Annotated in this window: 12 protein-coding genes and 1 pseudogene; 7 read left to right on the forward strand and 6 right to left on the reverse strand. The window is 73.5% G+C overall.

The features are described 5' to 3' along the window. Positions 1-59: 59 nt before the first annotated feature. From ACFWV2_RS01885 to ACFWV2_RS01895, 3 genes are all read right to left on the reverse strand, one after another. The gene (locus ACFWV2_RS01885) at positions 60-2285 is read right to left on the reverse strand and encodes an ABC transporter permease (protein WP_384400155.1); all 2226 of its coding nucleotides are present in this window, start codon (positions 2283-2285) and stop codon (positions 60-62) included. Next, positions 2279-3133 (reverse strand): ABC transporter ATP-binding protein, encoded by an 855-nt coding sequence (locus ACFWV2_RS01890; protein WP_384400158.1) that lies wholly within the window; start codon positions 3131-3133, stop codon positions 2279-2281. Before ACFWV2_RS01890 ends, ACFWV2_RS01885 begins: the two co-directional genes overlap by 7 nt. Before the next feature lie 70 nt (positions 3134-3203). Further along, positions 3204-4022: an NAD(P)H-binding protein gene (locus ACFWV2_RS01895; RefSeq protein WP_384400161.1), complete on the reverse strand. Its 819-nt coding sequence runs from the start codon at positions 4020-4022 to the stop codon at positions 3204-3206. 73 nt (positions 4023-4095) lie between these two features. Here ACFWV2_RS01895 and ACFWV2_RS01900 point away from each other — a divergent pair. The 3 genes and pseudogenes from ACFWV2_RS01900 to ACFWV2_RS01910 all read left to right on the forward strand — a co-directional run. After that, positions 4096-4470 (forward strand): annotated as a pseudogene (locus tag ACFWV2_RS01900) (winged helix-turn-helix transcriptional regulator); the annotation flags it as partial. A gap of 98 nt (positions 4471-4568) precedes the next feature. Continuing rightward, on the forward strand, positions 4569-5699 hold the full coding sequence (locus ACFWV2_RS01905; RefSeq protein ID WP_384400164.1) for a DUF2786 domain-containing protein: 1131 nt from the start codon (positions 4569-4571) through the stop codon (positions 5697-5699). Positions 5700-5887: 188 nt separating this feature from the next. Further along, on the forward strand, positions 5888-7966 hold the full coding sequence (locus ACFWV2_RS01910) for an FUSC family protein (protein WP_384400167.1): 2079 nt from the start codon (positions 5888-5890) through the stop codon (positions 7964-7966). Positions 7967-8055: 89 nt separating this feature from the next. Here the strand turns inward: ACFWV2_RS01910 and rpsN are convergent, their stop codons facing one another. Then, the gene (rpsN, locus tag ACFWV2_RS01915; RefSeq protein WP_384400170.1) at positions 8056-8361 is read right to left on the reverse strand and encodes a 30S ribosomal protein S14; all 306 of its coding nucleotides are present in this window, start codon (positions 8359-8361) and stop codon (positions 8056-8058) included. Beyond that, on the reverse strand, positions 8361-8597 hold the full coding sequence (gene rpmB / locus ACFWV2_RS01920) for a 50S ribosomal protein L28 (protein ID WP_073810993.1): 237 nt from the start codon (positions 8595-8597) through the stop codon (positions 8361-8363). The genes rpsN and rpmB overlap by 1 nt, the downstream gene beginning before the upstream one ends. A gap of 63 nt (positions 8598-8660) precedes the next feature. Between rpmB and rpmG the strand changes: the two genes are divergently transcribed. Together rpmG and ACFWV2_RS01930 are read left to right on the forward strand one after the other, a co-directional pair. Next, positions 8661-8825: a 50S ribosomal protein L33 gene (gene rpmG, locus ACFWV2_RS01925; RefSeq protein ID WP_073810990.1), complete on the forward strand. Its 165-nt coding sequence runs from the start codon at positions 8661-8663 to the stop codon at positions 8823-8825. 231 nt (positions 8826-9056) lie between these two features. Then, positions 9057-9269 (forward strand): DUF397 domain-containing protein, encoded by a 213-nt coding sequence (locus ACFWV2_RS01930; protein WP_360795675.1) that lies wholly within the window; start codon positions 9057-9059, stop codon positions 9267-9269. A 125-nt stretch (positions 9270-9394) separates the two neighbouring features. On the opposite strand, the gene ACFWV2_RS01935 is transcribed toward ACFWV2_RS01930, so the two are convergent. Next, positions 9395-9892, reverse strand: coding sequence for an ATP-binding protein (locus tag ACFWV2_RS01935; RefSeq protein ID WP_384400174.1), 498 nt, complete (start codon positions 9890-9892; stop codon positions 9395-9397). 328 nt (positions 9893-10220) lie between these two features. Between ACFWV2_RS01935 and ACFWV2_RS01940 the strand changes: the two genes are divergently transcribed. Both ACFWV2_RS01940 and ACFWV2_RS01945 read left to right on the forward strand, forming a co-directional pair. Then, positions 10221-11093, forward strand: coding sequence for a helix-turn-helix domain-containing protein (locus ACFWV2_RS01940; protein ID WP_384400177.1), 873 nt, complete (start codon positions 10221-10223; stop codon positions 11091-11093). An 85-nt stretch (positions 11094-11178) separates the two neighbouring features. After that, the gene (locus ACFWV2_RS01945; protein WP_384400180.1) at positions 11179-12636 is read left to right on the forward strand and encodes an aldehyde dehydrogenase family protein; all 1458 of its coding nucleotides are present in this window, start codon (positions 11179-11181) and stop codon (positions 12634-12636) included. Positions 12637-12711: the final 75 nt, after the last annotated feature.

Below are 12711 nucleotides of genomic sequence, written 5' to 3' on the forward strand. Positions count from 1 at the left end.
GGTGGGGCGGTGGCCCGGCTCCGACCCCGGCCACCGCCCCGTCCGTCCACCTTCGCCGTTCAGCGCGTCAGGCGCCACGCGGGGAGGGCCGACGCGGCGACCGCGACCGTCGCGCACACGCCCGCCGCCGCGCCGACCGTGGCCCACGGAAGGGCCAGGGCCACCGGGGCCGAGAGGGCGGCCAGGCCCACGCCCAGGGTGCCCAGGACGAGGGCGGTCACCGCGAGGCCGAGGACGGTGCCGATCGCGACGGCGAGCGTCGCCTCGCCCGTCACCACTCGCAGGATCTGGGCCCGGGTGGCCCCGGCGAGCCGCAGCGAGGACAGTTCCCCGCCGCGTACGGAGGTCGCCATGAGCAGGGTGTTGGCCAGGCCGATCACCGTGTAGACGAGGGCGATGCCGAGGACGAGGAGCATGCCGAGCCGTTTCTGCGGGGAGTCGCCCGCCCGGTGCTCGGCGTCGGCCCACCCGTCGGCGGTCCTGACGGTGCCGCCGCCGGCCTCCAGGGCCCGGACGGTGGCCGCACCGCCGCCGCGTGCCTCGATCCGGTCGGGGGCGGAGCCGGGGGCGTTCGCCCGGGTGACGTACGGGCCGTTGTCGCCGGTGCCCGGGGCGAGGACGGCCACCACCCGCAGCCGTACCGGGCCGCTCCCGTCCGCGCGCCAGACCTCGACGCTCTCGCCCACCCGGCGCCGTTCGAACTCCTCGTTGACCACGATCGACCGGTCGTCGAGGTCCCGCAGGTCACCGGCGACCAGGGGCAGCCGCGCCAGTTCGGCGAAGGCCACAGGGGCGTCGACCGCCCGCGCCCCGTACCTGACGACGGCCTCGGCCCCGTCCCGTACGAACACGGAGGTCGCCCCCGTTGCGGACACGACCGATCCGGGCGGCGCCGCCACGGGCCGCAGGTTCGCGCCGGCCACGACGTACTCGGCGGCCGTCTGCTCCCGTGCCTCCACCCCCTTCGTCCGCGTGATGCTCGTCGCCGAGCCGAAGAGCGTCCCGGCGAGCGCCACGGTCACCAGGACGGGAGCGGCGACGGCTGCGGTACGGCGCACGGAGGCCGCGCTGTTCTCCCGTACCAACGTCCCCACCGCGCCCCGCAGCCGCAGCAGCCGGGCCATTGGCCGGACGAACAGCGGGGAGAGCAGGGCGACACCGGTGATCAGGAGCATCGGAAGGGTTGTGTACGTCTTCCGCTTGAGCAGCGCGGAGGGGTCCGTGACGCACGTCCAGGCGAGGAGCCCGAGGCCCGAGAGCAACAGTCCCGTGCCGAGCAGGGCGCGGCCGAGCGGCAGGGCACCGGCGTCGACGTCCGACTCGCGGAGCGCGGCCGTCGGCCCGATCCTCCCGGCGCGCCGGGACGCGGCGACGGCCCCGGCGACGGCGACCGTCAGGCCCGTCCAGAAGGCGACGTGGAAGGGCCAGACGGGCTCGCCGACCGTGAACCACTCGGGTGCGAGGCCGCCGTCGACGAGGGTCCGCGCCAGCAGGGGCGCGCCCAGGGCGCCGAGCGCGCAACCGGCCCCCGAGGCGAGGACGCCCAGCGCCGTGGCCTCGGCGAGGAGGAGCCGCCTGATCTGTCCGGGGGTGGCTCCCGCTGTCCTGAGCAGCCCGAACTCGCGGCGGCGCAGCGCCACGGCGAAGGCGAACGTGGAGGCGACGACGAAGACGGAGACGAAGGCGGTGACGCCGCCGGAGGTGCCGAGGAGGGCGTTGAGGCCGACGAGCGCGTCGGCGTCCCGCTCGGGTCCGGGGTCGGCCTGCCGCCGCTCGCCGCCGGTGAGGACACGGGCGCGGTCGCCGACGAGAGCCCGGACCTCGGCGGCCGGGGCGTCGACGCCGACGGCGTCGGGGCGGCCGGAGGCGGGGGAGGCAGACCCGGACTCCGACCCGGCCCCGGACCCGGACCCGGCCCCGGGCTCCCACCCGGACCCGGACTCCGACCCGGACCCGGGCTCCGACCCCGGCTTGGGCAACGTGACGGTCCAGCGGGCGCGGAGTTCGCGCAGCAGTTCTCTGTCCACAGGCTGTGGACGGTCGAGGCGATGCGTCACGGAGCCGGTCCCGGGACCGCGCCGCACGTCGAGCGTCAGCCGGTCCTGACCCTGCACGACGACGGGCGAGGAGGCGAACCGCTGGGGAGAACGCTCGGGCGGGTCGAAGGTGGCGGACAGGCCGAGCCCCATCGTCGCGAGCAGCCCGACACCGAGGGCGAGGGCGACGAACCCACCGACGAAGGAGGCCCACCGGGCACGGAGCCCGGACAGGACGACGGTCAGCACGAGGGCCTCCCGGGGGCGGCGTCGGCGTGGGCGGTGGGGGCGGTGGGGGCGCACGCCGCCTCGACCCGTACCACCGTCTCCGTCTCCGTCTCCGTCTTCAAGGTCGTCATCCGCGCCGCGACCGTCTCCACCGTCGGGGCCCGCAGTTCCCCCGCCACGCGTCCGTCCACCAGGAAGACCACCCGGTCCGCGCGGGTCGCCGCCACCGGGTCGTGGGTGACCATGACGAACGTCTGCCCGTCCCGGTCGACCAGCTCCCGCAGCATGTCGAGCACCTCGCGGCTCGTCGTCGAGTCGAGCGCACCGGTCGGTTCGTCGCCGAAGAGGACGGCCGGGCTGGTGATCAACGCGCGCGCGAGGGCGACCCGTTGCTGCTGGCCACCGGAGAGCTCCCCGGGCCGGTGCCGTTCCCGCCCCGCGAGCCCGACGCGGGCCAGCGCCTCCCGTACCTCGGTGCGGGACGGGCGACGGCCCGCGAGCCGGAGGGGGAGGGCCACGTTCTGCGCGGCCGTCAGGGAGGGCAGCAGGTTGAAGGACTGGAAGACGAAACCGATCCGGTCCCGCCGCAGCAGGGTCAGGCGCCGCTCGCTCAGCCCTTCGAGGGCGGTGCCGCCGACCTCCACCCGCCCGGCGGTGGGCCGGTCGAGCCCGGCCGCGCACTGGAGCAGAGTGGACTTGCCGGAGCCGGACGGGCCCATGACGGCGGTGAAGGTCCCGGCGTCAAAGTCGAGGTCGACGCCGTCGAGGGCGCGGACGTCCCGGTGGTGCCGGGTGAGCCCCCGGAGCCGTACGGCGGGTGAGGCCCTGTCGGCATCGGCAGGGGTGGTGGCGGTGGTCGTCGGCGTCATGGCTCAAGCGAACCGTTTGCGCCGCCGCCGATCACGACCACTGCCGGGCGTCCTGGAGGTATGCCTGGCCCTACCCCTCGCGTACCGCCCGCACGAACACGTCGAGCGCGTCGAGGGGTTCGCGACCGCCGAGCAGCGCCCGCAGGTCGCTCTCGACCCCCGTACCGTCCAGGAAGCCGTGGGCGATCGCCGAGTACGTGCTCGCCAGCATCGGCACCTGGAAGGGCACGGCCCCGGAGGCGGCGACGGCGGCGCGGGCGTCCGCGAGCGTGCCGGGGGCGTACGTGGCACCCAGGGCCTTCGCGAGGTCGGCGCCGCCGAGGGGACGCTCGCCGACGAGCTCGTACACCCGGTTCCGGTGGGAGGCCGGGTCCGTCGCCACGGAGACGGCGATGTCGGCGAGGTCCGCGCGGGCGACGGCGGCGAGGCGGCCGTCGCCGAGGGGGCCGGTGATCCGGTGGTCGGCGTCGGGCGCGGCGATCCGGGTGAGGAACTCGGCGTAGAGGCCGTTGCGGAGGATCGTCCAGTCGAGGGTGGTGGAGCGCCGCAGTCGCCGCTCGGTCCAGCGGTGCGCGAGCGCGTACGTGAGGTGGTCGCCGTCGCCGGAGAGGCTCGTGTACACGACGTGCCGGACGCCCGCCCGCTCGGCGGCCGAGATCGCGGCCCCGTGCCGGGCGACGACCGTGTCGTCCTCGCCGTGACCGGCGGAGATCAGCAGCAGCGTGTCCACCCCGGCGAAGGCCTCCGGCAGGGTCTCGGGCGCGTCGAAGTCGAGGCGCCGGGTGCCGGGCAGCCCCGCGCGCGTACCGAGGACGACGTCGTCCCGGCCGTCGAGCCGTTCCGCGACGAGCGAGCCGAGAGCGCCGGATACACCGGTGACGAGCAGCATGTTCTCCCCCAGGGGTCGAGATGGCTGAGACCATCGTGGGGGGACGGGGAAGATCGCGTAAGGAGGCACATCGATGTCCGAGGGGCACACGGAGGTAACCACCGAACCCCTGGTGAGCTGCGCGGAGGAGTGCGGGGTACGGGACGTCCAGGACCGGCTCGGCGACAAGTGGACCGTGCACGTGGTCGTCGAACTCGCGTCGGGACCGCGCCGGTTCAGGGAACTCCAGCGGCTGGTCACCGGGGTCTCGCAGCGGATGCTGACCCTGACCCTGCGCCGCCTCGAACGGGACGGCCTCGTCTCGCGCACGGTCTACCCGACGACACCGCCGCAGGTGGAGTACGCGCTGACGGAGACCGGCCACAGCATGACCCACCTGATCAAGCAGCTCGTCGACTGGTCGCTCGACCACCGGGCGGTGATCGCCCGGTCACGGGAGGAGTGGGACGTGAGGGACACGAGGGCCGCCGGGGGCGGGCGGGGCCTCGGCACCACGAGGGGTACGCACGGCTCCAGCGGCACCCGCACCGATACGAGGGGCACGGCGTGAGCTCCGGCACCGGCACCACCATCGACAAGGCCTTCGAGGCGCTCTACGCGCGCGATGACGGGTCGCTCGACACGGCCGCGTCGCTGCTGGCCGCCGACCGGTCCGCCGACGCGGAACTGGCACGCCGTGGCGAGGAGTTCGTCCGGACGCTGTGGACGCGGGGCTGGCAGCCCGCCGACCTGGTCCGCATCGCCCGCCGGGACCTGGCGGACGAGCACCTCCGGGTCCTCACCGGGCTGATCCGGTCCGAGACCGAGCGGTACGGGACGCTGCCGCGCCGCTGGCGGGCTCAGCTCGACGAGCTGGACGCCACCCCCGGCCGGCCGACGGACCGCTTCTCGTACGTGACGACCGTCCTGGAGCTGTACCGGCTCCTGGTCCGGCTGCCGCGCCTGGACGCGGTCGGGCCGGTCCCCGGGGAGGCGCTGCCGCCCGCGGTGGCCGGGGAGCCCCGGATGCTCTCGCGGATCAGGGCGCTGCTCGCGAAGGCGGAGGCGACGGGGTACCCGGAGGAGGCGGAGGCGCTGACCGCCAAGGCGCAGGAGCTGATGGCGCGGCACAGTTTGGACGAGGCGACGCTCGCGGCGGGCGCGCCGTCACCGGAGACACCGGGGGCGATCAGGATCGGGGTGGAGGCGCCGTACGAGCAGGCGAAGGCGATCCTGCTCGACGCGGTGGCGACGGCGAACCACTGCCGGGCGGTGTGGAACGAGGCGTACGCCTTCTCGACGGTGATCGGCTTCGAGGGGGACCTCGATCCGGTGGAGCTGCTGTACACGTCGCTGCTCGTGCAGGGGACGGCGGCGATGACGCGGGCGGAGGCGGAGCAGCGGGCCGGCGGGCGCAAGCGTACGAAGTCGTTCCGGCAGTCGTTCCTGCTGGCGTACGCGAACCGGTTGGGCGCCCGGCTGTCGGCGACGTCCCGCCGGGTGGCGGCGGAGGCCCCGACGCTCCTCCCGGCCCTCGCCTCCCGCGACCTCGCGGTCACCACCCGCACGGACGAACTCTTCCCGGAGACGCGGACGACCCGGGTCCGCGCGGCCTGGGACGAGGCGGGCTGGACACACGGCGAGACGGCGGCGGACAGAGCGGGCCTGCACCCGGGACGGCGGGGCGTGGGGGGTTGAGCGGAGCTCGGGGCCGGGCGGGACGTACGGGACGTACGGGACGGCGGCGCGTAGGCGGGCCGAAGCGGGGCGTAGGGCCTGGCAGGGCGTACGCGGGCCGAGCGGGGCGCACGTGAGGTGCGGCCCCGCCCCCTGGCGGTACGGGGTGAAATGGCCGCGTATGACCTGATCGCGGATACCCTCGGGCCATGAGCTGGCTCCGGGCCCTGAAGGAGACCGCCCGCTCCGGGCTCACCGTCGAGCGGCAGCGGCTCGACCCCCTGGTCGCCGCCCGCGCCGCCCTCGGTCTCGCCCTCGTCATGGGCTTCTCGCTCGCGCTCTTCGGCCCCGCCGTCGCCGTCTCGTCCGCCTTCGGCGCCTTCCAGGCGGCCATCGCCACCTTCCAGCGCTCCTGGCGCCCCCGCCCCACCCTCGCCCTCGCCTCCGGCGCCAGCCTCGCCCTCTCGACCTTCTTCGGCTATCTCACGGGCGCCCACGGCGCCCTCTTCCTCGCCCTGCTGCTCCTGTGGACGTTCCTGTCCGGGCTCGCCTGGGCCGCCGGCCCGACCGCCGGGATCATCGCCTCGTCCAACGTGGCGATGATGCTGGTCACGGTCACCCTGCCCACCTCCGTCGCCACCGCCGCGGGTCACGCGGCCATGATCTTCGCGGGCGGTGTCGTCCAGGCCGCCCTGGTCGTCGTCCTCCCGGTCCGCCGCTGGGGCCCCCAGCGCGACGCCCTCGCGGACGCGCTCGCCGCGGAGGCGGACTACGCCCGCCGGCTCCGCCACGACCCCGTGGCCCCGTTCGACCCCCTCCCGCTGATGACCGCCCGCAGCGCCGCCGCCGTGACGCCGGGCCAGGCCCGCCGCCGCCCGGCGGAACTGCACGGGGCCCGAGGCCTCGCGGAACGCATTCGTCCGGTCCTCGCCTCCCTCGCCGACCCCGCCGTCGGCGTGCCGGAGGAGGGCCCGGAGCGGGCCCGGGTGCGGGAGCTGCTCGCGGCGGCGGGCGCGGTCCTGGACGCCGCCGCGCACGCGATCCGGCACGGCGAACCGGTCGCCATCCCCGCGCCCGCCGTCGCCGCCCTCCGCACCCCGGACACCGGCGCGATCCTCACCGGTCCGTCCCGCCGCGCCGCCGTCCGGCTCGCCGCACTGCTCGGCGACGTCGTCGAGACGGCGGAGCCGAGGCCGGAGACCACCGGCCCCCCGGGGCGCGGTCCCGCCCGCCCGACGCGCGCCCGCCCCCCGCTCGTCCGTCTGGCGCCGGTCGTCGCGGCCGAGGTGCGGGCCGAACTCCGCCGAGACTCCCCGGTCCTGCGCCACGCGGTCCGCGTCTCGGCGGTCACGGCCACCGGCTACCTCCTGGGCGGGGTGCTCCCGTTCGGGCACGGCTACTGGGCGCCGATGGCCTCCGTAATGGTCATGCGCCCGGACTTCTCGCAGACGTACGCGCGCTCGGTGGCGCGGTTCGGCGGCACCCTGGTCGGGGTGGCCCTGGCGACGGCGGTCGTACGGTCTGCGCACCCGGGCCCGTACCTGTCGGCCGGGCTCGCCGTGGTGTGCGCCTTCGGGATGTACCTGCTGATGCGCACGGGGTACGCGGCCGGTCAGGTCTTCGTCGCCGCGTACGTGGTGTTCCTGCTCGGCATGGAGGGCGCGGGCCTGACCCAGACCGTGCGGGACCGGGTGACGCTGACCCTGCTCGGCGGGCTCCTCGCGATGCTGGCGTACGCCGTCTACCCGGCCTGGGAGACGCCCCGGCTGCGTGGCCGTCTCGCGGACTGGCTGGAGTCGGTCGGGGCGTACGCGGCCGTCGTCACGGCGCGGTACGCCGACCCGGCGGGGACCGGCAGCCCCGACGTACGGGAGGCGCTCCTGAACACCCGCGCGGCCCGGGTGGCCTGGCAGGAGGCGGTGGAGCGGGCGACGCACGAACCGGTACGGCACCGGGGCCTCTCGCACGCGGCGGCGGAGCAGGCCGACCACGCGCTCGCGGAGTTCGGGCGGGTGGCGATGCTCCTGGAGGCGCACCTGCCGGAGCGCGGCGCCCCGCCCCTGCCGGCCGCCGCTGCCCTCGCGGAGTGCCTGCGCCGGGCTACGGAACGGGGCGCGAGGGAGGTACGGGAGGGCGGGGAACCGCGCTGGGACGCCCTGCGCGAGACGCTGGACACCTGGTCGGCCGACCCGCCGGACCACTTCCTGCTGCACAAGGGTGCCGCGCTGCTCCTGGAGGCCCTCGACGAGGTGACGACGTCCCTGATGGCCTCCACGCGGGCACGTTGAGCTCCCGGCGCTTTGACCGGCCGGGCCCGAGAGGGTCGCCGCCGCCGGCCGCTGCGCCCCGGGGTGCCCGGCTCCCCACGATCAGGCCCTCACCACGAAGCCTTCCGTACGCCCGGCAGGTACCCGGCGTGCGCCTGCCCCCTGACCCGGATCCTGGAGAGGCCGAACTTCCGCAGATGTCCGCGGGGCCGGCCGTCCACGGCGTCCCGGTTGCGGACGCGGGTGGCGCTGGCGTCCCGCGGCTGCCGGTTCAGCTCGCGCACCGCCGCCTCGCGTTCGTCGGCGGGGGTGCCGGGGCGGCGGATGATCTCCTTCAGCTCCGCCCGCCGCCGGGCGTACCGCGCCACGACCGTCTTCCGGCGCTCGTTGCGTGCGATCTTGCTGCGCTTGGCCATCAGACCTTCACCCCACGTGCCCGGATGCGGGCGACGGCGGCCTCGACGCCGATCGTGTCGACGGTCCTGATCGCGCGGGCGCTGAGGGTGAGCCGGACGTACCGGCCCTCGCCGGGCAGCCAGTAGCGCTTCTGCTGGATGTTGGGGTCGAAGCGGCGTGAGGTGCGCCGGTGGGAGTGCGAGATCCGGTTGCCGAATCCGGGGCGCGCTCCGGTCAGCTGGCAGTGGGCGGACATGGGTGACCTACCTCTCCGTCAGAGTATTGGAAATGGGAACCGTTTTCATTTACTCTACACACCATGGCCCGCAACGAACTTCGCCCCGTCATCAAGCTCCGGTCCACCGCCGGCACCGGATTCACCTACGTCACCCGCAAGAACCGCCGCAACGACCCCGACCGTCTGACCCTGCGCAAGTTCGACCCGATCGCCCGGCGGCACGTCGACTTCAGGGAGGAGCGCTGAGCGCACGGGGCCGAGCGGTCGCCGCCGGGAAAGCCTGACGTCGTACCGCGGTCGATTCCGGCATACTCGCTGGTGGCACGCTGAGTCGCGTAGCCGCTACGCCACCCCCCGTGCACGTGCATCTGCTCATGCAGGGGCATATGAACACAGCTATGATCCGAGGAAGTTGACACGTGCATCAAGCAACTCGGGGAGCTACCAGTGCATCATGCGCATCGCGCGTACAACGGCATGGCGGCCACGGAGCTGCGAGGCGTCGTGTGGCAGAAGAGCCGGCACAGCAACTCCCAGGGATCCTGCGTGGAGTTCGCCAAACTGCCGGGGGGAAACGTCGCCGTACGCAACTCGCGCCACCCCGAGGGTCCCGCGCTCGTCTACACGCCCGCGGAGATACAGGCGCTCCTGCTGGGCGTGAAGGACGGGGAGTTCGACCACCTGGTGTGAGGCCGGGGACGGTCACGCACAGGAGAAGGGCCCCGGCGCACGCGCCGGGGCCCTTCTCGTACGTACCGCGTCCCTGCGCCGGCCTGTGGGAGCTGCTCCCGCGTCCCTGTGCCGGTCCGTGGGAGCTACTCCGGACCGACCCGGAACAGCGCCCACACCACCTTGCCCCGCAGCGTGCCGGCGAGCGGGTGCCACCCCCAGCTGTCGCTGAACGAGTCCACCAGGAACAGCCCGCGGCCCGACTCGGCGGCGAAGTCCTCCTCGCCGTCGCGCGCCTCCGGGCTCTCCTGGCTGGGGTCGCGCACGGCGCACACCAGGCGTGAGGACCAGCGCATCAGGTGCAGCCGAACCGGTGGGATCTGGCCTTCGTCCTGGGACGCGTCGGCGGGTACCGCGTGGCGGAGCGCGTTGGTGACGAGCTCGGAGACGACCAGGGCCACGTCGTCGAAGCGCTCGGACAGCTCCCAGCGGTCCAGGGTCGCGCTGGTGAACTTCCGGGCCCCCCGCACGGCTTCGTACCGCGCGGGCAGCGCGCAGGAGGCGGAGGTGGAGACGGCGCCGGGATCGATCGGCGGAAGGCCCTGCCGTAACGGCTCGAGCACGGTCGATCCATTGGTCCCCATGCGAGGCACTCCCGGGAATCGCGACTGTGGTGCGACAACACGACAACACGAACGAGTACGCGGCTGCGCGGGCCCCATGGTTCCGAATGCGCCCACTGGATGCAAGGGCAGATGCACGTGCACGCGCCGGACCTGTCCGTTCACGTGCTGAATCTGGGGATAAGTCGTCCACTCGTTGAGGGGAACTTTCCGCGAAGTGGGTGCGGAGTGCCCGCGACTGCCCGGATCTCGCCGCCTTTCCGTAATCGCATGTGTACGCGCTGAAGCGTTTGGTGGCAGAATCCGGGGCTCGACGGGGGCTCGACACCGTAAGGGGAGGCTGGGAGCCGTGACCGCAGGCGAATCGGGCGGGGCGAGCGGGAGTGTGGTGCGGCGCATCCTGCTGGGCTCACAGCTGAGGCGGTTGCGCGAGTCGCGCGGGATCACCCGCGAGGCGGCCGGCTATTCCATCCGCGCGTCCGAATCCAAGATCAGTCGCATGGAGTTGGGACGGGTGAGCTTCAAGGCCAGGGACGTCGAGGATCTGCTCACGCTGTACGGGGTCGGTGACGAGGCCGAGCGGGGCGCGCTCCTCGGGCTCGCCCGGGAGGCCAACGTCGCCGGCTGGTGGCACAGCTTCGGCGACGTCCTGCCCGGATGGTTCCAGACGTACATCGGTCTGGAGGGCGCTGCCTCCCACATCCGCGTCTACGAGGTGCAGTTCGTCCACGGCCTGCTGCAGACCGAGGCGTACGCCCAGGCCGTCGTCACCCGAGGCATGCCGGGCGCCTCGGCCGCCGAGATCGACCGGCGGGTCGCCCTGCGTCTCGAACGGCAGAAGGTCCTCGTCTCCGAGCGCGCCCCGCAGTTCCACGCGGTCCTCGACGAGGCCGCCCTTCGCCGGCCCTACGGCGACCGGTCCGTCATGCGGGGCCAGTTGAGGCACCTCATCGAGGTCTCCGAGCACCCGGGCGTCACCCTCCAGATCATGCCCTTCAGCTTCGGCGGCCACGCCGGCGAGAGCGGCGCCTTCACGATGCTGCGCTTCCCCGAGTCCGACCTCTCCGACATCGTCTACCTGGAGCAACTCACCAGCGCCCTCTACCTCGACAAGGCCGAGGAGGTCGCCCAGTACCAGCGGGTGATGGAGCGACTCCAGGCGGACGGACCGGATCCGGCCGAAAGTCGTGATCTTCTCCGGGGACTCCTTCAACTCTCCTGACACATCAGTACGATGACGTGACATCAGTTCCGACGTCACTTCTGTCATCCGTGCAGAGGTCGAGCGGGTAGAGGGGTCTCGTTCCATGTCGCACTTCACCGACCTGGCCCACCAGTACATCGACGGCGAGTGGAAGCCCGGCAGCGGCTCCTGGGACATCATCGACTTCAACCCCTACACGGGGGAGAAGCTCGCGTCGATCACCGTGGCCACCGCCGGCGAGGTCGACCGCGCCTACCGGGCCGCCGAGCGCGCCCAGGCCGCGTGGGCCGAGACCAACCCGTACACGCGCCGGCTCGTCTTCGAGCGCGCCCTCAGGATCGTCGAGGACCGCGAGGACGAGATCGCCGAGACGATCATCGCCGAGCTCGGCGGCACCCGCCTCAAGGCCGCCTTCGAGCTGCACCTCGCCAAGGAGTTCCTGCGCGAGGCGGTGCAGCTGGCGCTGCGCCCCGAGGGCCGCATCCTGCCGTCCCCGGTCGACGGCAAGGAGAACCGCGTCTACCGCCTCCCGGTCGGCGTCGTCGGCGTCATCTCGCCCTTCAACTTCCCCTTCCTCCTCTCGATCAAGTCGGTCGCGCCCGCGCTCGCGCTCGGCAACGCGGTCGTCCTCAAGCCGCACCAGAACACCCCGATCTGCGGCGGCACCCTCGTCGCCAAGGTCCTGGAGGAGGCCGGCCTGCCCGCCGGCCTGCTGAACGTCGTTGTGACCGACATCGCCGAGATCGGCGACGCGCTCCTGACCCACCCGATCCCGAAGGTCATCTCCTTCACCGGCTCCGACAAGGTCGGCCGCCACGTCGCCACGGTCTGCGCGCAGAACTTCAAGCACGCCGTCCTCGAACTCGGCGGCAACAGCGCCCTGATCGTCCTCGACGACGCCGACGTCGACTACGCCGTGGACGCGGCCGTCTTCAGTCGCTTCGTGCACCAGGGCCAGGTCTGCATGGCGGCCAACCGCATCCTGGTGGACCGCACCCTGGAGCAGGAGTTCACCGAGAAGTTCGTCGCCAAGGTGAAGACCCTGCGCGTCGGCGACCCGGCCGACCCCGCCACCCACATCGGTCCGCTCATCAACTCCCAGCAGGCGGAGGCCGTCTCCTCGCTCGTCGACCAGACGGTGGCGGCCGGCGCGACGGCGCTGCTGCACGGCACGGTGGACGGCAACCTCGTCTCCCCGTCCGTCCTCACCGGCTTCGCCCCCGACGCCCCGGTCCTCGGCCAGGAGATCTTCGGCCCGGTCGCCCTGATCGTCCCGTTCGACGGTGAGGAGGAGGCCGTACGGATCGCCAACGACACCCCGTACGGGCTCAGCGGCGCCGTCCACACCGGGGACGTCGAACGGGGTGTACGGATCGCCAAGCGCATCCACACCGGCATGATCCACATCAACGACGGCACCGTGCACGACGAGCCGATCGTGCCCTTCGGCGGCGAGAAGCACTCGGGCGTCGGGCGGCTCAACGGTGAGGCGATGGTCGAGAGCTTCACCACCCAGAAGTGGATCTCGATCCAGCACGGACGGAGCCGTTTCCCCTTCTGACCCCCTTGCGGACCGTAGTTGTCCGCAAGCCTCCGTAGCGTGGTCGGTGTCGAGAAGGTCCACGGAGACCGGCAC

The organism is Streptomyces sp. NPDC058671, from assembly GCF_042716475.1.
In the GTDB taxonomy this organism is placed as follows: domain Bacteria; phylum Actinomycetota; class Actinomycetes; order Streptomycetales; family Streptomycetaceae; genus Streptomyces.

Coding starts and splice junctions, on each gene's coding strand:
- ACFWV2_RS01910 (WP_384400167.1), top strand. CDS start 5,888: ATGAGCTGGCTCCGGGCCCTGAAGGAGACCGCCCGCTCCGGGCTCACC.
- rpsN (WP_384400170.1), bottom strand. CDS start 8,361: ATGGCCAAGCGCAGCAAGATCGCACGCAACGAGCGCCGGAAGACGGTC.
- ACFWV2_RS01935 (WP_384400174.1), bottom strand. CDS start 9,892: ATGGGGACCAATGGATCGACCGTGCTCGAGCCGTTACGGCAGGGCCTT.
- rpmG (WP_073810990.1), top strand. CDS start 8,661: ATGGCCCGCAACGAACTTCGCCCCGTCATCAAGCTCCGGTCCACCGCC.
- ACFWV2_RS01895 (WP_384400161.1), bottom strand. CDS start 4,022: ATGCTGCTCGTCACCGGTGTATCCGGCGCTCTCGGCTCGCTCGTCGCG.
- rpmB (WP_073810993.1), bottom strand. CDS start 8,597: ATGTCCGCCCACTGCCAGCTGACCGGAGCGCGCCCCGGATTCGGCAAC.
- ACFWV2_RS01945 (WP_384400180.1), top strand. CDS start 11,179: ATGTCGCACTTCACCGACCTGGCCCACCAGTACATCGACGGCGAGTGG.
- ACFWV2_RS01930 (WP_360795675.1), top strand. CDS start 9,057: ATGGCGGCCACGGAGCTGCGAGGCGTCGTGTGGCAGAAGAGCCGGCAC.
- ACFWV2_RS01890 (WP_384400158.1), bottom strand. CDS start 3,133: ATGACGCCGACGACCACCGCCACCACCCCTGCCGATGCCGACAGGGCC.